14 protein-coding genes are annotated in these 17,010 nt (G+C 70.8%); 5 read left to right on the top strand and 9 right to left on the bottom strand.

What is annotated here, in order from left to right:
- The first annotated feature begins 59 nt into the window (after window positions 1-59).
- Window positions 60-1,067, top strand: a complete 1,008-nt coding sequence (locus HNR61_RS31690) for an ABC transporter substrate-binding protein (protein ID WP_182846833.1) — start codon at window positions 60-62, stop codon at window positions 1,065-1,067.
- Between the two features lie 494 nt (window positions 1,068-1,561).
- Here the strand turns inward: HNR61_RS31690 and HNR61_RS31695 are convergent, their stop codons facing one another.
- The gene (locus tag HNR61_RS31695; protein WP_182846834.1) at window positions 1,562-2,161 is read right to left on the bottom strand and encodes an iron-sulfur protein; all 600 of its coding nucleotides are present in this window, start codon (window positions 2,159-2,161) and stop codon (window positions 1,562-1,564) included.
- A gap of 3 nt (window positions 2,162-2,164) precedes the next feature.
- Between HNR61_RS31695 and HNR61_RS31700 the strand changes: the two genes are divergently transcribed.
- Window positions 2,165-2,392 carry a hypothetical protein gene (locus HNR61_RS31700; protein WP_182846835.1) on the top strand — a complete coding sequence of 76 codons (228 nt, stop codon included), beginning with the start codon at window positions 2,165-2,167 and terminating at the stop codon, window positions 2,390-2,392.
- A 1,199-nt stretch (window positions 2,393-3,591) separates the two neighbouring features.
- Here HNR61_RS31700 and HNR61_RS31705 read toward each other — a convergent pair.
- From HNR61_RS31705 to HNR61_RS31715, 3 genes are all read right to left on the bottom strand, one after another.
- The gene (locus HNR61_RS31705) at window positions 3,592-5,196 is read right to left on the bottom strand and encodes a hypothetical protein (RefSeq protein ID WP_182846836.1); all 1,605 of its coding nucleotides are present in this window, start codon (window positions 5,194-5,196) and stop codon (window positions 3,592-3,594) included.
- A gap of 409 nt (window positions 5,197-5,605) precedes the next feature.
- Window positions 5,606-7,480: a DUF2075 domain-containing protein gene (locus HNR61_RS31710; RefSeq protein ID WP_220510049.1), complete on the bottom strand. Its 1,875-nt coding sequence runs from the start codon at window positions 7,478-7,480 to the stop codon at window positions 5,606-5,608.
- 134 nt (window positions 7,481-7,614) lie between these two features.
- On the bottom strand, window positions 7,615-7,974 hold the full coding sequence (locus HNR61_RS31715) for a nucleotide pyrophosphohydrolase (RefSeq protein ID WP_182846838.1): 360 nt from the start codon (window positions 7,972-7,974) through the stop codon (window positions 7,615-7,617).
- A gap of 387 nt (window positions 7,975-8,361) precedes the next feature.
- Between HNR61_RS31715 and HNR61_RS31720 the strand changes: the two genes are divergently transcribed.
- On the top strand, window positions 8,362-9,138 hold the full coding sequence (locus tag HNR61_RS31720) for an SGNH/GDSL hydrolase family protein (protein WP_312898192.1): 777 nt from the start codon (window positions 8,362-8,364) through the stop codon (window positions 9,136-9,138).
- Between the two features lie 3 nt (window positions 9,139-9,141).
- Here the strand turns inward: HNR61_RS31720 and HNR61_RS31725 are convergent, their stop codons facing one another.
- From HNR61_RS31725 to HNR61_RS31735, 3 genes are all read right to left on the bottom strand, one after another.
- Window positions 9,142-10,995: an SNIPE associated domain-containing protein gene (locus HNR61_RS31725; protein ID WP_182846839.1), complete on the bottom strand. Its 1,854-nt coding sequence runs from the start codon at window positions 10,993-10,995 to the stop codon at window positions 9,142-9,144.
- Between the two features lie 129 nt (window positions 10,996-11,124).
- Window positions 11,125-11,679, bottom strand: a complete 555-nt coding sequence (locus HNR61_RS31730) for a hypothetical protein (protein WP_182846840.1) — start codon at window positions 11,677-11,679, stop codon at window positions 11,125-11,127.
- Window positions 11,680-11,749: 70 nt separating this feature from the next.
- Window positions 11,750-12,004: a hypothetical protein gene (locus HNR61_RS31735; RefSeq protein WP_182846841.1), complete on the bottom strand. Its 255-nt coding sequence runs from the start codon at window positions 12,002-12,004 to the stop codon at window positions 11,750-11,752.
- Window positions 12,005-12,324: 320 nt separating this feature from the next.
- On the opposite strand from HNR61_RS31735, the gene HNR61_RS31740 reads away from it, so the two are divergent.
- Both HNR61_RS31740 and HNR61_RS31745 read left to right on the top strand, forming a co-directional pair.
- On the top strand, window positions 12,325-14,502 hold the full coding sequence (locus HNR61_RS31740; RefSeq protein WP_182846842.1) for a molybdopterin-containing oxidoreductase family protein: 2,178 nt from the start codon (window positions 12,325-12,327) through the stop codon (window positions 14,500-14,502).
- Window positions 14,503-14,532: 30 nt separating this feature from the next.
- Entirely contained in the window at window positions 14,533-14,805 is a 273-nt protein-coding gene (locus HNR61_RS31745) for a hypothetical protein (RefSeq protein ID WP_182846843.1), read from the top strand.
- A gap of 704 nt (window positions 14,806-15,509) precedes the next feature.
- Here HNR61_RS31745 and HNR61_RS31750 read toward each other — a convergent pair.
- Both HNR61_RS31750 and HNR61_RS31755 read right to left on the bottom strand, forming a co-directional pair.
- Entirely contained in the window at window positions 15,510-16,166 is a 657-nt protein-coding gene (locus HNR61_RS31750) for a phosphonatase-like hydrolase (protein ID WP_182846844.1), read from the bottom strand.
- A gap of 8 nt (window positions 16,167-16,174) precedes the next feature.
- Entirely contained in the window at window positions 16,175-16,921 is a 747-nt protein-coding gene (locus HNR61_RS31755) for a GntR family transcriptional regulator (RefSeq protein ID WP_220510051.1), read from the bottom strand.
- Window positions 16,922-17,010 lie beyond the last annotated feature (89 nt).

Consider the following 17,010-nt stretch of genomic DNA (forward strand, 5'->3'; position numbering starts at 1 on the left):
TGAAACTTAGGCGAGCCTATCCTTATCCCGCACAATGTGACCGAAGAAGGGATCCGCCGATGAGAGCCCGTTGGCTCAGTCGTTTCAGCCGCACGTTCGGAGCCGTCACCGTCGCCGCGAGCCTGCTGGCCGCCTCCGCCTGTGGCGGCGGCTCCGACGCGGCCGGCAAGAATGACGCGCCCTCGGGCGCCGCCGGCACCGCCTTCCCCCGCACCATCGACCACGCCATGGGCAAGACGGAGCTGAAGGCCGAGCCCAAGCGCGTGGTGGCGCTCGACATGACCTTCGTCGACGCCTCGCTGGCGCTGGGCACCGAGGTCGTGGGCTACACCACCTTCGCCGCCCCGAACGAGAAGCTGCCGCCCTACTTCGGCGGCGACGCGGCCAAGTACGCGGGCAAGGCGACCCCGGTCGGCATGCTGGAGGAGCCCAGCCTGGAGAAGATCCAGGCCCTCAAGCCCGACCTGATCCTGTCGGCCAAGGTCCGCCACGAGAAGCTGTACAAGCAGCTCTCGGGCATCGCGCCCACCGTCTTCACCGAGGACACCGGCGCGACCTGGAAGGACAACCTGCGGCTCGTCGGCAAGGCGCTCGGCAAGGAGCAGCAGGCCGAGCAGAAGGTCGCGGCCTACGAGAAGCGCGCCAAGACGATCGGCGACGAGGTCCGCAAGAAGAAGGGGGCCAACCCCGCCGTCTCCGTCGTGCGCTTCGTGGACGGGCCGACGCGCCTGTACAAGGAGGACACCTACATCGGCGTCATCGTGAAGGACCTCGGCTTCGACAAGCCCAAGGACGCCCAGGGCACCGGCTTCAACGCCGACATCTCCGAGGAGCAGATCAAGAAGGTCGACGCCGACGACATCTTCGTCACCACCTTCCCCGACCCGCAGGGCGCCTCGGCCAAGAGCAAGCAGAAGTTCCAGGCCAACCCGCTGTGGAAGCAGCTGAAGGGCAAGGTCCACGAGGTCGACGACATCACCTGGATGATCGCCGTGGGCCTCTACGGCGCCAACGCGGTCCTCGACGACGTGGCCAAGACCTACGAGGTCGACGCGGCCCGAGCCTGACCCGGTAACCGCGCGACGAAGGCCGGGTGAGCCCCACAGGGCTCACCCGGCCTTCGCGTGCGACCTCACCCCGGTCATCCGCTCGCGCACCGGACGCGCCGAACACCTGATGGCCACTTGCGGCCGCGCTCAGCCCACAGAACGACGTCCGACCCGATCTCGAACGTGAGAAACGCCACCGCGCCAACACGCACCGCCCCCGCCTTCCCCCGGGAGCCACCTCCGAGCGGTCCGCACGCCAGCAAACGAACACCACGCGGCGTGGTTACGCACATCGTGAAACACCTCACGAACACACACGACGTGGGCGGATCGCACCTGGCCCCTGCGAAGAGAGATCGCGCCCCAGGCAACAGCTCATCCAGACGTGCGTAGCCTCAACCGCCCGTACCCCAGTGACGAGAACATCTCGTGAGCAATCCGGACACGAGGGGCCAGGCACCGCACGAAGTCGGACGCAACGTGGAACGCCTGGGACGTCTTACGGACGCGCGTTACGGACGGGTGCGGCGCGGGCAGGTCGCGCAGGGCTTCTGCGGGGTGACGGTGTACCACAGGCAGCAGTTGATGCGGGTGCGTGTGGTCTCGCCGCCTCCGCTCCCCTCCTCGTCCCCACAGGAACGGAACCCGGTCGCGCCCACGAAAGGCGAGGTGCCGCCCGGCAGGAGTTCCTCGGCGGCGCGGACCGCCTGCTTCTCCTCTCCGACGACCCGGCCCACGTACCAAAGGCCCTCCACCAGCTCATCGGTGGCCAGGCCCCACATGGCCCGTGGTCCTCGGCGCATCAGGGGACGGAACGCCTCCAGCACCGGCTGGAGGTGAGCGGCCACCGCGCCACGCAGTTCCCGGCGCAGCCGCTCCTCGTCCGCGACGACGCGCGTCCCCGGGCTCCCCGCCACCGGGTCGTCCGGGAGGCAGTCGACGCGCGCGGGGGAGACCGCCAACGAGGACGACTCCTCGTTGTAGGCGATCCCGTCCAGGCCGACCCACGGCACGCGCCGCTCCAGGAACCAGGGACCGCTCATGGAGACCGTGGCGAAGAAGGCGTACCGGTGCAGCACGTCCATGGCCGCCACGTCGCGCCGGGGGGTCACGCCATGGTCATCCGCGATCCGGCGCTGCGCGGCGTCGACGAGCCGTTCACGCAGCGGTCCGTCCTGGACGAGCCGTTCACCGGTGACCGGCTCGCCGCCTACCCGGAGCCGGGGGCTCAGGCGTACGAGAGGCCCGAGCGCGTCGCCAAGCCGCGCGTAGGTGTCCCACAGGACATCGGCGCGGGTCATGGAAACGGCGACTGCGGTCGTCACGAGGCCCCCAGCGGGTGAGCGAACCATGGTCGAAGATAGGTAAGGCTTACCTTAACAGTCAACGATCTTCGGTTCGGCCACCGACCCCCCGAACACGCCCAACAAACGATCACCATCCCCCCGCGACCTTCCCCACCCCCCGCCCGCAAAACGACCCCTCACGAAGCGCCCCCCACGCACCGACCAGCTCCGAGTGCGAATCCCCGCCGGGAAATCCGGGCGTTCAGAGCCCTGTTCGCTCGACGTCCCTCACCTGCCGTGATCGAGTTCGTGGTCCTGCCTCCCTGATGGCCAGGTGACGAAGAGCACCCATGCCCGCAAGCGGCGGCGAGAGGACTTCGACGGAATTCCGGGTTCGCCTGAGCCGTCAACCTGGTATGTCGAACCCCGACGGCTGCTGCGCATCACCGAGGCCGTCATCCATCGGGACGGCGGCACCGGAACGATGCTGGTCAGGGACGCAGCCGACAGCCGGTGGACGCTCTGCTCCGACAAGTTTCCCGGACGCCTGTGCGTGGGGGCACGCCGGACGATGACACGGCGTTCGTCCGCTCCGGAAGCCGACTCGAGACCGAGCTGTTCGACCTCATGGACCAGCAACTCCGCAGCTCACCCCCCGGCCTCCCGCGTTGTCGCCCCGCAGCATGGAACTGTTGTCGCGATTCCACCAACGCGCTCTTGCGCACTCCGGACAGCACCATCGCCGCTCGGACGGCCATCGTCGATAGACGGCACGCAGCCATCGGCTACACGCACACGTTCTCGTTGCATGGATCTCGGCGGGAAAAGCAGGCCGCTTCTGAAGAACCGTCAGAGACCGGCAGCATGAAAGGCTCCTTCTACCTGCTCAAACTCTCCTCTTCCGCAGATCCGTATCCCAACCGCACGGCTCCCCGTAAAGGGCGACCCGGCACGTGAGGGGCGGGCCGACGTGAGGGGCGGGCCGACGTGAAGGGCGGGCCGACGTGAAGGATGGGCCGACGTGAAGGATGGGCTGGCGTGAGCAGTGGTCATGTGTCGGCAGGGTCGCCCTGGAGCGGTGCCGCGAGCGCCCGTCCATGCGGCACCGCTCTTCGGCGGCAGCAAGGGCTGTAACCAGACGGAGTCCTCCCCGGGAGGCGCCTTTCCGGAAGGCGCCCTGGGCGCGAGGTCTCGTCGAGAGCGGGCCCGGCCGAGAGGTGTTCTAGTCGGGAGTGGCCCTGCCAGCCGGAGTCTCCTCACGGGGAGCTGTTCTTGTCGTCTCCCTTCCTCCGTTTGCCGAAGGGGCTTTCCGGCATGCCGGCAGGCCGCTGCGAGGCGTTCCGGAGGCGGCGCAGTTCCTCGCGCGCCGCCCGCGTCACCTCCGGGGCGGTCGCGGACTCCGCCATCGCCTCCAGAACCGCCTCCGTCCAGGGATGGCCACCGGACCCGAAGCTCCGGACCACACGCACGATGCCCGTCGGCTCGCAGTCCTCCATGGACAGGAACGGGTCGCCGGACAGCTCCAGCCCCGCCGCGACCATGTCCACCAGCACCCACGACGAGCCCTCGACCGAACTCGCCGACTCGAACGACTCGCCCCGCGCGGCCAGCGTCAACGTCACCAGCCGCCCCAGGAACGAATCGTCCCTGAACATCTCCAACGCGGCCCGGCCCGCCTCCCCGAGGTCCTCGATGAGCACGCTCAGCCCGATCAGGCGAGCCAGCGGGCTCACCTCCGCCAGCGCCCCCGCGATCTCCCGTGCGCCCGCCTCCTCTCCGCGTCCGGCCAGCCACCCGGCCAGCTCCTCCCGCCGCTCCGACTCCGCGTAACCCCGCATCGCGTACAGCAGCTCCGCCGCTCCCACATGCGCGTACGCGCCCAGCACCGGAACGTCCTCACCGACGATGGCCGCGACGAACACGACAGCGGCCCACGTCCCGAGCGGCGACAGCCACAGCTCCGCCCCGGACCGCACCAGCAGCCCGGCCCGCTCCAGCTCACCCGCGGCGGCCTCCACCTCACCGATCGGCGGAGACCCCTCCAGCTCCATCCGGACGGTCGCGACCGTGACCGGCGCCCGCCGCTCGAACAGGCCCATCAGCAGTGAGCACACCACCGACGTACCGCCCTCGTGCACCGCCGCCCCGGGAAACAGCAGTGCGAGCACGACCTGCCGCCACGCGTCCAGGACCGCTCCGGGGCCACCGCGCAGCCCCTCGGCTCCCGCTCCCGGCCGGGCCAGGCCCCGCACCGCGTCGATCTCCACGATCCCCGCATCGCACGCCACCTCCCACAACCGGCGCAGCTCCGCCGCGTCACCGACCCCGACCGCCTCACCGGCGGCACGCGCCCCCTCCTCCGTCAGCTCGCCGCCTTCGCCGATCTCCCGGCCGTCCCCGGTCCACTCCGCCAGCGCGAGCAGGACCCCGGCCAACGGAGCCGCCGCCACCAACGCGGCCAGCCCGCCCTCCTCCGGCAGCCGCACGGGCGGCCACGGCGGCGTGACCTCCTTCACCGCCAGCGCCTCGACCGCCTCGACGAACCACGTTCCCGACCGCACCAGCTCCTGGTACAGCCGCACCGCGGCGGTCGCCTCCATCCGCCCGGTCTCGACCAGGAAGTCGATGAGATCGCCGACGTTCTCCAGCACCACGGCCGCCGCGTCCCGTCCGGCGACCGTCAGCTCCTCCGGATACACCTCGGTTAAGAGGGTCCGCAGTTCCTCTGGGGTGAGTCTCCCCAGCCCGTGCCCGAGCCGCTCCTCCGCGACGACCGCCAGCAACGTGACCCCGGGCGCGTACCGCCCGTTCCTCTCGGCCCAGGCCTCCAGCTCATCAAGGCCGATCCTCTTGCCACTCATGACACGCCTCGCTTCCTTTCCGTTGCCGCCCGACTCCAAGTACGCATCCGCGCCGGGATTCTCCTCGCCGTACCACCGCCTCCCCGGCGGCGCACGACCCCCGATCACCGACCTACGGACCCCGCGAACGACACACCGGGAGCACCGAAGATCCACCTTCGCCGTCTTCCTCATGGCGACCACCTCCATGCCCGGCATCATGCCGCAGGGGTGTGACATTCTGTGATTTCGCAGGTCCATAGCGTGATCGCTCAGGGGCGTGACGGCGGGGCGGCGCACCGGAGCCGAACGCGGAATGTCAGAAGCCGTGACGCTCCTCCACCGCCCTGCCGCGACACGGGAACGCCGCCCGTCCCACAGGAACGGGCGGCGTCGGAACCACACGAGGGGCGATCCCCTCGACAGCCGGTCAGCGCAGCAGGCCGGCCAGGAACTCCTGGGTCTCCTCGTCCACGGAGCAGATCACAGTGCCGACCATGCCCCGCGTGAGCAGCACCTTGTAGGTGTTGCGGATCAACCGGTCGGCCTGCTCGTCGGTCGCCTTCGACGGCCGCAGGTCCGGGTCCCTGCTCTCGGAGCGGCGGGTGACCATCCTGCCGTTCCGGTACACCAGGTCGGGACCGAGGATCACGCCGTTCCAGTCGTACTCGAATCCCTGCGCGGTGTAGACGCAGCCGACCTGTCCGAGCCCACCGGGTTCCGTCGCCCACAGCGCACTGGGAGGGGCGTCTCCGACGCTTCGGTCGCCGTTGACGTTCCAGGGGCGCGCCCAGTCCCCGATGACCACATCGGGGACCAGCGAGTGTTCGCCGCTGATCGGATCCTCGACGGGCTTGCTCCAGGGCCAGCAGAACCCGGCCGTCATCCGGGCCGAGTGCCCCTTCTCCGACCGGTCGCGCAGGATCGCCTCCAGCTCATACGGGGAGTCCGCGAGGGAGACGTCGAAGTCCTCATCACCCTGCCACGGCCGGATCGGCTCCTCATGCAGGCCGAGCAGCCGCAGCACCCACTCCTCGTACACGCGGCTGCCGCCGCAGCGATACTGGTCGTCCAACGACACGTGCTCGACGGTCAGCCCCTTGGCCTCGGCGTGCTCGCGGATCTGTTCCAACGTCCCCATCTCACCGGGGCGAACGTTCTGCTGCGCGTCCAGCAAGAACACCGGGACGCGCGCGGCGTCGATGAGTTCGTCGACCTGAGGCCGCCCGGTCCGCAGCCGCGCCGGGGTCCACCGGGTGGCCGACACGTTGCGGATACGGTGCGCCTCATCACAGATCAGGACTTCCAGGCTGTTGCGCTCGAACTCCATGAAGTCGTTGAAATACCTGAACATCGCCTTGGTGCGTGTCGAACCCTTGGCGACGTGCTGTCGCATCGTCTGGGTGAACGACCTGGACCCGGTGGCGTGCAGCACGGGCACCTTGCGGCGCGACAATTCGCCGAGCAAGGACAACGCGATCACGCTTTTGCCGCTGCCGGGTCCGCCGGTGATGACCACGACGGTCTTGCGGTCGGAGCGCCGCGCCCTGTTCACCTCGTGCATGACCAGCTCGTAGGCCAGACGCTGCTTGTCCAGCAGGACGAACTGCTCTCGTTCTCTGATCTCCTTCGCCGCGTGCGCGAGCAACTGCTTGGAAGGACGCACTTCGCTGTTGAGGAAACGGTCCGCCACCGCACGGCCCGGAACCGGGGCGAAGCGGTCCTTCAGATAGTCGACGAAAGCCCCTCGCGTCGACTGGGTGAACAACAAGGTCTTCTCGTCCTCGACCGCGTCGTAGAGGTCGATGACGTCGGCCTTCGAGGCGTTGTGCAGGTAGGCGACGGCGTGCAGGGCGTCCGGGTGGTCGGCCAGCTCGGTGAGGAAACCGTCGATGTACTCGGTATAGCCCTTGGCCTGAAGAGCCGGGTGCAGCTTGGGCCTGCCCGACATGTTGTGCACCAGCACCCGGCTGGGGTCCTCGTCCCAGACCTCGACGTGGCTCCACTGCTTGAGCTCGACGACCACGAACGCGTCACCGCCGGTCCTGCGGTCCACCCCGGCGAGTACCACGTCGACCCGCCTGCTGGTCAACGGCAGTTTGTACTCGACGAGCATCTCGACCTGGCCGAGGCCCGCCTCGAGCAGATCCCGGGCAAGCGCGGGAAGGCTGCGTTCCCAGGACCGCTTCTCGGACGCGGAGACCGAAACACCGCTCTTCATCTTCAGCTGTTCGGCCAAGAGGTCGGAAAGGTGGCGCTCGACGGGCGAAAGGACGGACTCGGCGGTGAGACGGACGGCCGTCAACGAACCTACCCCCAGGCAGCACGAGAACCTCGTGCGGTATGGGGGCATGTCCCGGACCCGGTGTGACGCGGATCAGTGGAAGCCCGTCGGGCCGCAAACGCTTACGGGCAAAGGCTATCGGCGATCACCGACATTCACGCACCCGAAAGCGGAGGGGCCTTTCTGGCCGATCCTCGATAGGCGTCGGCGTCGTAGCGGCGTTCGTTCTCGTCGATCTTGGCGTGTGCGGCCTGCGGCAGGTCGACCCCGAGGACGTCGGCCAGACGGATCAGGTAGGAGAACACGTCGGCCAGCTCCGCCCGCACCCGCGGCCCCGCGGGGGACTCCATGATCGTGGCCGACTCCTCCGGGGTGAGCCACTGGAACTCGGCCAGCAACTCGCCGGTCTCGCCGGCGAGGGCCATCGCCAGGTTCTTGGGAGTGTGGAACTGCTCCCAGTCCCTCGCCTCGGCGAACGCCCGCAGCCGCGCCGCCAACTCCTCGATCTCCTGCATCCCGCCAGGTTAGGGCCCGGCCGACAGCCGATGGGCGTGCGCTCGTGCGGCGCGCCCCGGAGGGACTTCCTGAACGTTGCCGCGCGGCCGACGGTCGTTGTTCTTGTTCGAGGCCGCGCTGATCCGTTAATACGTTCGCAAGCAGGATAATTTGTTGTCGTTTTTGTTGATGTCCGGGTGTGGTTCTTGCGAGAGGCTGGACCTGGAGGAGTCCGAAAGGATCTGAAGGACAGTTCCATCGGGGGTTTGATTGAGGAACTTTTCTTATTCTTTGGTGAGCTGGATTCCGTGAGTGTAGGGCCGGGTATAAGCGGGGCGGTACATTTCTGGGGTTCTCGTGGCGGGGTTTCGGTGCGGGTTGGGCGATGGTGTGCTGCCCTCTTGTGGGTGGCGTTGTCCGGGCTTGTCGGCGGTTGTGCGCGACCCGTCGAAGTCGCGGTGGAGCGTTACGTCGCGCTTGGCGATTCCTATTCCTCCGGGGTCGGGGCGGGGGCCTACGACAAGGGCAGCGGGCGCTGTACGCGGAGCGGTAACGCCTATCCGCAGTTGTGGGCGCGGTCGCGTCAGGTCGGGTCGTTCGCGTTCGTCGCGTGTGCGGGGGCCACGACGGGGAGCGTCAGCGCCGGGCAGCTGGGGGCGCTGAACGCGGCCACCACGCTCGTGACGATCACCGTGGGCGGCAACGACGCCGGGTTCGGGCGGGTCATGAAGGCCTGCGTTCTGGAGTCGACCGCCGCCTGCGTCAAGGAGGCCGGCGCGGCGGAGATCTTCATGGAGACCGTTCTTCCGGAACGGCTCGACGGGCTCTACGGCGAGATCTCGGCGCGGGCTCCGGGCGCGCGGGTGGTCGTGCTCGGATATCCGCATCTCTACATGGACGTCGATTACTGCCCCGGGGTCAGCACGACGCGCCGGAACGCGCTGAATAAGGCGTCCGACACCCTCGCCACCGTTGTGGGCGCGGCGGCGGTGCGGTCCGGGTTCGTCTTTTCCGATGTGCGGGACGAATTCGACGGGCACGAACTGTGCTCGGGCGACGGATGGCTCAACGGGACGACCGTTCCGCTCGGCGACTCCTTCCACCCGACGGCTCGCGGACACCAGCTGGGATACCTGCCCGCCATGCGATCCGCGCCCGGGACCCGGGACGCGGACCAGCGGTAGGCGTCAGGCCGCGGGCTCGGCCTCCTGGCTGGCGCGGTACTCGGAAGCCTCGGGGAACTCGGTGTACTCCAGGAGATGGCTGCCGCCGATGCGCTCCAGGGCCGCGCGGACCTCGGCGGGCGTCGCGTGGAAGAACTCGCGGCGCAGGTTGACCTGGTTGACCCGCCGGGAGGAGAACTCCTGGTGGAGGCGGTTCTCCAGGCCGACGGCGTCCTCGCTGAAGATCAGCGTGTGGACGTCGAAGCGGAACGGGACCGAGGCGTCGCCGAGCTCGTTGACGCGGTCCATGGGCTCCAGCCGCCGCGTCATGCCGATCTTGACCATGCGCTCGCCGAACGCGCCGATGTTGGAGATGACGTAGACGTAGCCCGCGCGGGTGTTGGCGGCGCGGCTCTCCACATCGGTCAGGGCGGACTCGACGTCGGTGAGCCTGGCGCGCAGTTCGGCGGCGGCCGCGGTGTCGCCGTTGGCCTCCAGGCGGGCGAGGGCCTGCTCGACGTGCGAGCGTTCCTTGAGGAGCTTGGCCTTCTCGCGTTCGAACTCCTTGCGGGCCTTCTCCTCCTCGCGCTGGCGGTCCCGCTCGGCGCGGACGCGCTCCTTCTCCTCCTCCTGCTTGGCCAGGTGGTCGGCGGTGAGGCGGAGTTCCTTGATCCGCAGGTTCCGGTACTCGGAGCTGACCTTGATCTGCATGGTCCTGCCGAGCCGCTCGATGGTCTGGGCGGTCTTGTCCAGCCGGTCGACCGCCGAGTCCAGCTTGTAGGGGCGCATCGTGCGGATGAGGTTGTCGGCCTCGGCGTTGAACGCGCGGAGCATCAGCTTGGAGAAGTCGCGCACCATCCTGCGGCCCTCGGTGGCCGAGCCGTTGACGGTCCAGTCGGTGGCGCCGACGACGGCGCGGTCGTCGCGCGCCATGGCCTTGATGCGGTTCCTGAGCTTGTCGAGTTCGGCCTTGTAGGCGACGGCGTCCTCCAGGCGGTGACGGTACTGGTAGATCCCGGCCTCCTGGAGGAGGGCGACCTCCTTGGTCTCGACGATGTCGGAGCGGAGGCGGGTGAGCTCCCGGCGCTTGGCCGTGGCCTCCTGGCGGAGTTCGCGAATCTTGGCGCGCAGGTCGTCGATCTCCGTCTGGAGCTGGACCGCCTCCAGCGCGCCGAGACGGGCCAGCTCGGCGCGCAGGTGGGCGTTCTCGGCTTCGAGCTCCGTGATGCGCTGCTTCTTGCCGCCGAAGAGCGGGCGACCGCCCGGCGCGGAAGGCGGGGGCGGGGCCAGGGGCGCGGGCGGCGCCGAAGGAACGGGCGGCGGTGCGGGCGGCGCCGGGGGAGCGGAGGGCGCGGCGGGGATCCAGAGCCGCCAGCCCGCCGGGGGCGGGGGCCAGGACGGGTCGGGCTGCCAGCCCGGCGGCGGGGTCCATCCAGGTGGGGGAGCGGGCCAGTTGGGCGGCGGGTTGTAGTGCCGGCCCGCGGGGTCGGGCGGCGGAGCCGGGACGGGGGCGGCCTGGGTGAGGCGCAGAACGTGCGGCGCGTCGGCGGCGGAGATGTTGCCGAAGTCCGTCTCCTCGCCGGTGACGTCCGTGGCGACGAGCGAGAGCCGCTGCTGGTAGGAGGGGCGGGTCTGGACGGAGGCCAGCCCGGACAGCTCCACCGCCAGTTGCGGGCCCTTCTGCGCGAGGTCGGCCGCGCGGAAGCCGAGGATCCGCTGGTCCGTGATCGCCACGTGGGTGAGCGTCGGCAGTGCCCGGACGGTGGTCACCAGCGCCCGCACCCGTTCGTCACCACGGCGGAACAGCGCCAGCAGGCGGAGGAGGCGGTCGGTCTCGGCGGGGGCGATCTCGGTCCCGAGGTAGGGATGGTCCGTCATCGTGTCCTCGTCGGTCGGTGGGCGGGACGGCGGGGGACGGACGAGGGATTCATCTTCCGCGGGCCGGGGTGCGCTGTCGCCCGGCTTCACGAAAAGTAGACCGCTTTGTGACGGCGAGGTAGCCGAGCGTCAGTCGTGTGCCGGTTCGGGGTGGCGGGTCTTGAACCTCAGGAACGTGCCGAACGTCCCCCGCAGGCGGGTGATCGCCGCCTCGCCGTCCGCCGGGCGGCGGGACAGGGCGCGTTCGACCAGGCCGTCCAGGTTGCGGTCGGCGATCATCACCGAGCACGGGTCGCAGGCGCGCCAGTCGTGGAAGAGCAGTTCCAGCAGGAGGGCGGGGGCCTCGTCCGCGGGGAGGTCGGGGTGGCGTTCGAAGCTCAGGGCGATCTCGAACTCGTTCCCGCCCAGGTCGGTCGTCTCGACGGTGGGGGTGCCGTCGCCGTGCTCCTCGCGCGGGGCCGGGCCGCGCGGGTAGGTCCAGGCCGGATCGGGCGCGCCGCACAGGTCGCAGGCAGGGGGAGGGGGCGTGGGAACGCCGAGGCCCATCTCCAGGGGGTGGTCCCACGGCTCGACGCGCAGCAGGTGGCGGTGGACCAGGCTCTCGATCCGGCCGGGTTCGCCGATCTCGATGGTCGCGATCTCCACGCCGCAGTGCACGCACAGCGGCTCCAGATCCTCGGGCACTTTCCTCCGTAGTGTCGGGGGCGACTACGGAGTGTCACTGTAATGGCGACGGTGGCGTGGTGTGGACGGTTCAGCGGCACACGCTGCCGCCGGACCCCTCCTCGCCGTCGGTGGTGGGCTCCACGTCGAGATATTCGTCCTCGGGCCACAGGTGGTCGGCCAGCCAGGCGAGGTACTCCTCGTCGCCCGGGTCGAGCTCGGCCGTCATGGACTCGGGGTAGCCCGCCGACGCGGGTTCGTCCGGCGGCGGCATCGGGCGCAGCAGGCGTGGCAGACACAGGCCGAACAGGGCGGCCAGTGAGGTGAGGACCAGGGCAGTGATCACACCACGCCGTCCTTCCGCGATCGACGTGAACCCTTGCGTAAGGAGTAAAACAGTTGAACGCTACTAGACAGACCTATCGTACGAGAGCACGACATGCCGTACACCGGGAACGGAGTGACCGGTGGGTCGCGAGTGACTTCATTCTCGCAACGGAACGCCGCGGACGCGTGGTGGTCGCGGTTCATGGCGCGTCCACGGCGTCGTGGCCGGTCAGGCGGGGGTGACCTGCTCCGGCTCGACGCCTGGCCGGACGAGGGCCCGGCGCGGTCCGCAGGCCGTCCGGTCCGCTGCGACGCCGAGGACTGAGGCACAATCGCCTTATGGCGACGAGGCAAGCGGTCACTTACTGCCGGATCTGTGAGCCGTTGTGCGGGCTGACGGTCACCGTCGAGGACGGGAGGGCCGCCCGGATCAGGCCCGACCGGGAGCACCCGCTGTCGAAGGGGTTCGCCTGCCCCAAGGGCATCGCCATGAGCGAGATCCAGAACGACCCCGACCGCGTGCTGCACCCGCTGCGGCGGCGCGGGGACGGCACGTTCGAGCGGGTGAGCTGGGACGAGGCCCTGAACGACATCGCCCGGCGGCTCAACGCCCTGCGCCGCGATCACGGCGGGGAGTCCATCGGCTGGTACTTCGGCAACCCCGCGACGTTCTCCTACAGTCACCCCCTGTGGCTCAACGGCTTCATGAAGGCCCTCGGCTCCCCGCACTTCTACTCGGCCGGGTCGCAGGACACCAACAGCCGGTTCGCCGCCAGCGCCCTGCTGTACGGCTCGCCGCACCTGGTGCCGATCCCCGACCTCAAGCGCACCAACCTGCTGGTGATGCTCGGCGCCAACCCGCTGGTGTCGCACGGCAGCCTGGTGTCGGCGCCGCGCGTCCGCGAGGACCTGACGGCGATCGTGCGGCGCGGCGGCCGGGTCGTGGTCGCCGACCCGCGCCGCACCGAGACCGCGCGGGCGTTCGAGCACCTGCCGGTCGCGCCGGACGGCGACGCCTGGCTGCTGCTGTCGCTGCTGCACGTGCTGTTCGACGAGGGCCTGGCCGACGAGGCCGCCTGCGCCCGGCAGGCCACGGGCATCGCGGCGCTGCGGCGGGCGGTCCGGGACTTCCCGCCGGAGGAGACCGGGCGGCGCAGCGGCGTCGACGCGGCGGCCGCGCGCGCCCTGGCCCGCGACCTCGCCGCCGCCGGACGCGCCGTGGTGTACGGCCGGACCGGCACCTGCCTGGGACGGCACGCCACGCTGGTCGCGTTCCTCATCGACGCGGTGACGCTGGTGACCGGCAACCTCGACCGTCCCGGCGGCGCGATCTTCGGGGACTCGCCGCTGCGCGTGGACGAGCTGCTGCGGATGTCCGGGCTGGCGACCTACGGGCGGACGCGGTCGCGGGTCGGGGCGTTCCCCGACGTGCTGGGCACCTTCCCGGCGGGCGTGATGGCCGAGGAGATCACCACGCCGGGGCGGGGGAGGCTGCGCGCGCTGCTGGTGTCGGCCGGCAACCCCCTGCTCACCGTGCCCGGCAGCGCCGCCCTGGACCGCGCCCTCGACGAACTCGACCTGCTGGTCTGCATCGACCTGTACGTCACCGAGACCGGGCGGAAGGCCGACTACGTGCTGCCCGCCACCACGTTCCTGGAGCGCGAGGACTTCCCGCTGCCGTTCCTGCAGCTCCACCTCACCCCGTACGTCACGTGGACCGAGGCCGTCGTGCCGCCGCGCGGCGAGGCCCGCCAGGAGTGGGAGATCATCGACGGTCTCGCGCGGCGGATGGGGCTCGGGGTGGGGGCGTTCGGCCCGCAGCGGCTCGCCCACCGGCTCGGCGTGCGGCCCTCGCCCCGGTTCCTGCTGGACGCGCTGCTGCGCACCGGGCCGCGCGGTGACTGGTACGGGCTCCGGCGCGGCGGCCTCAGCCTGCGGAGACTGCGCGCCGAACCGCACGGCGTCGTGCTGGCCGACCACCAGCCCACCGGAACGCTGCGCCGCCGCCTCCGGCACCGCGACCGGCGCGTCCACCTGGCCCCGCGGGAGATCCTGACCGAGATCGAACGGCTCGCCGCCGCTCCCGGGCCCCCGCCGGAGTACCCGCTGCGGCTGATCGGGATGCGGGAGATCCGCTCGCACAACTCCTGGATGCACAACGCCCCCGCGCTCATGCGCGGCGACCGCCGCCACGCCGCCCGCCTCAACCCCGAGGACGCGGCCGAGCACGGGATCGCCGACGGCGCGCGTTGCCGGATCACCTCGCCGCACGGCGCGATCGAGCTGCCGGTCGTCGTCACCGACGAGATGACGCCGGGGACGGTCGCCGTCCCGCACGGCTGGGGCCACGACGGCGGCTGGACCGTCGCCAACGCCGCGGGCGGGGCCAACGTCAACGTGCTCGCCTCGCCCGACCCCGAGGATCTGGAACGCCTGGCGGGCATGGCGCACCTCAACGGAATCCCGGTCTCGGTGGCCCCCGCCGACGCCCCCGAAAATGTCAGTGCCCCCCGATAGCGTGGAGAACACGCAGCGAAGGAGGGCACCATGTCCCCGACGAGCACCATCCCGATGAGCAGGGCGGACCTGGCCAAGGTTCTGTTCACGACGCGCCTGCGGCCTTCCGATCGCCCCCGCCCCGAACAGGTGCGGGCCGCCATCGACGACCGGCTGCACACCTGCGGCGGCGACCCGATGATCTACGCCGGGCTGGTCGCACAGGAGGCGGGAGACCACCCCGAGACGTACGCGCCCCGGATGCGCTGGGCGCTCGCGACCGTGGCGGTGGCCTACGCGGACCGCATGCTGACGGCCGCCTGAACGCCCGCCCGACCGGCGGGGCGTCCGACACGCGGCGCCCCGCGACCCGAACCGCGCCCCCGCAAGGCGGGCGAGCGGCACGACAGCCACCCGCGCGGGGCCTCGAAGGCCACGCCGCACGACGAAAGACGACCCGCCGGCGTCCCACGCCCGACCAGCGAGGTACGGGACCCTCCGGAACGGCACGGCCCAGCCGACCGGATCCCGGCGAGCACCCCTAAAACCCACAGACGCCCCCTGCCACGCCGGCTGGCGTCACTGAACCCCGCGCCGGGCGTGACCCCGGGTGTCCCCGATGAGGCGACGGGCCACCGGGCCACGACGATCGCCACGCCGTCCGGCGACCGCCGGAACTCCCGCGCCGGGCACGGACCCGGGTATTTCGGTAAGGCGACGGGCCGCCGAACCATGACGATCGCCGTGCCGTCCGGCGGTCGCCGGGACTTCCGCGCCGGGCCAGGGACCGCGATGATCTGGATCATGGCTTCGGAGCCGGTGGCCGTGCGGTCACCCGCCTTGGGGACCGATTCCAACGCCCAGACGCCGGGGCGCCGATCGTGCCGAGCCGGAAGCGGTCTTTCTGCCCCTGGTGACAAGCAATCCCGGTCGTCGCTGACGTGGAGATGCGTCGGCCGTCACGTGGTGGCCGGGATCCACTCGGCGAGGAAGCGGCGGCATGGTGAACCGCGCGTTGTCGGCCGGGGTCAGTGGTCGAGGAGGGTGGGGATGTCGGCGACGCTGGGCAGCAGGTGGGTGTGGCGCTCGGCGCCGAGTCGCTCGGCGGTCAGGCCTCCGGTGAGGACCCCGACGACCATGGCGGCGCCGGCGTTGGTCCCGGCCTGGAGGTCGCGGACGGTGTCGCCCGCGGTGAGGACGCGGTCGACGGACCGGGTGCCGGTGGCCTCCATCGCCCGGAAGATCATGTAGGGGGCGGGGCGGCCCGCGGGGACGTCGTCGGTGCAGACGACGGCGTCCACGACGGTGTCGTCCCAGCCGAGCACGGTCAGCAGGCCGTCGACGACGGTCCGGTCGAAGCCCGTGGTGAGGGCGACCCTGACACCGGCGGCGCGGAGGGCGGCCAGGGCCTTCTCGACGCCGGGCAGCGGCACGGGCGGGGTGGTGCGGTAGGCGGCGGCCAGCCGCCGGTGGAAGTCGTCGAAGGCGGCGTCGACGGTCGCGGGGGAGGGATGGGCGAGGAGTTCGGTGATGGCCTCGCGCTTGTCGGCGCCCATGCAGCGCCGGATGTCCTCGGCCGAGGGGGCGCCGCCCGCCGCCTCGACGGCCTCGCGGAGGGCGACGTAGACGGCGCCGTGCTCCTGGACGGTGGTGCCGGCCATGTCCAGGGCGACGAGCTCGATCATTGGTCTCCTTAGGATGCCTGCCAGCTCCGCAGCAGGGCGGGCTGCGCTTGCTGGACGTTCTCGATGGTGAAGCTGACCATGTCGGGGCGGTAGCGGTCGTCGGAGTACTCGACGGGGCGGCCGTCCACGCCGCCCGCCGTGCGGCTCTCGCGCAGGAGCGGGAAGCCCGCGGGGACGCCGAGGAGGCGGCTGTCGGTCTCGTCGGCGGCGACCGCGTCGATGAGGTGGCGGGCCACCGACATATCCACGCCCCGCGCGCCGAGGTGGGCGTAGAGCGAACCGGAGTCGCAGTCGAAGTCGAACAGCATGCGTCCGACGGGCTCGACGAAGGTGGTGCGTTCCAGCATGGTGGGGGTGCCGTCGATCAGGCGCAGGCGCAGCAGCTGGACGACCGGGGCGCCCTCCTCCAGGTCGAGGGCGTCGGCGACGTCGGCCGGGGCGGGCCGCAGGGCGATCTCCTGCGTGCGCTGCCCGGGCGTGTGCCCCATGCCCTGGACCCAGCTGGAGAAGGACAGGAAGGTCTCGAAGGGCTGGCTGAGCGCGCGGCGCCGCACCACCGGCGGCTTGCCGCGGCCGCCGCCGATCATGCCTTCGGCGCGCAGCGCGGCGAGCGCCTGGCGGACCGGTCCGCGCGAGGCGTTCCACTGCGCGCACATCTGCGACTCGGACGGAAGCGGCGCGCCGACCGCCAGCTCGCCGGAGGCGATGCGGCGCCGGAGGTCGTCGGCGATCTGCTCGTGCAGCGGCGTCTCCACGGAGGTGACTATACATGTCATGACACGTCGCGGAAGCGGGCTGTGTCGGGAGTTTAACGCTTTCACCTGCATTGTTAACGACGGGTAAA

This window comes from Actinomadura kijaniata (assembly GCF_014138665.1).
Lineage (GTDB): Bacteria > Actinomycetota > Actinomycetes > Streptosporangiales > Streptosporangiaceae > Spirillospora > Spirillospora kijaniata.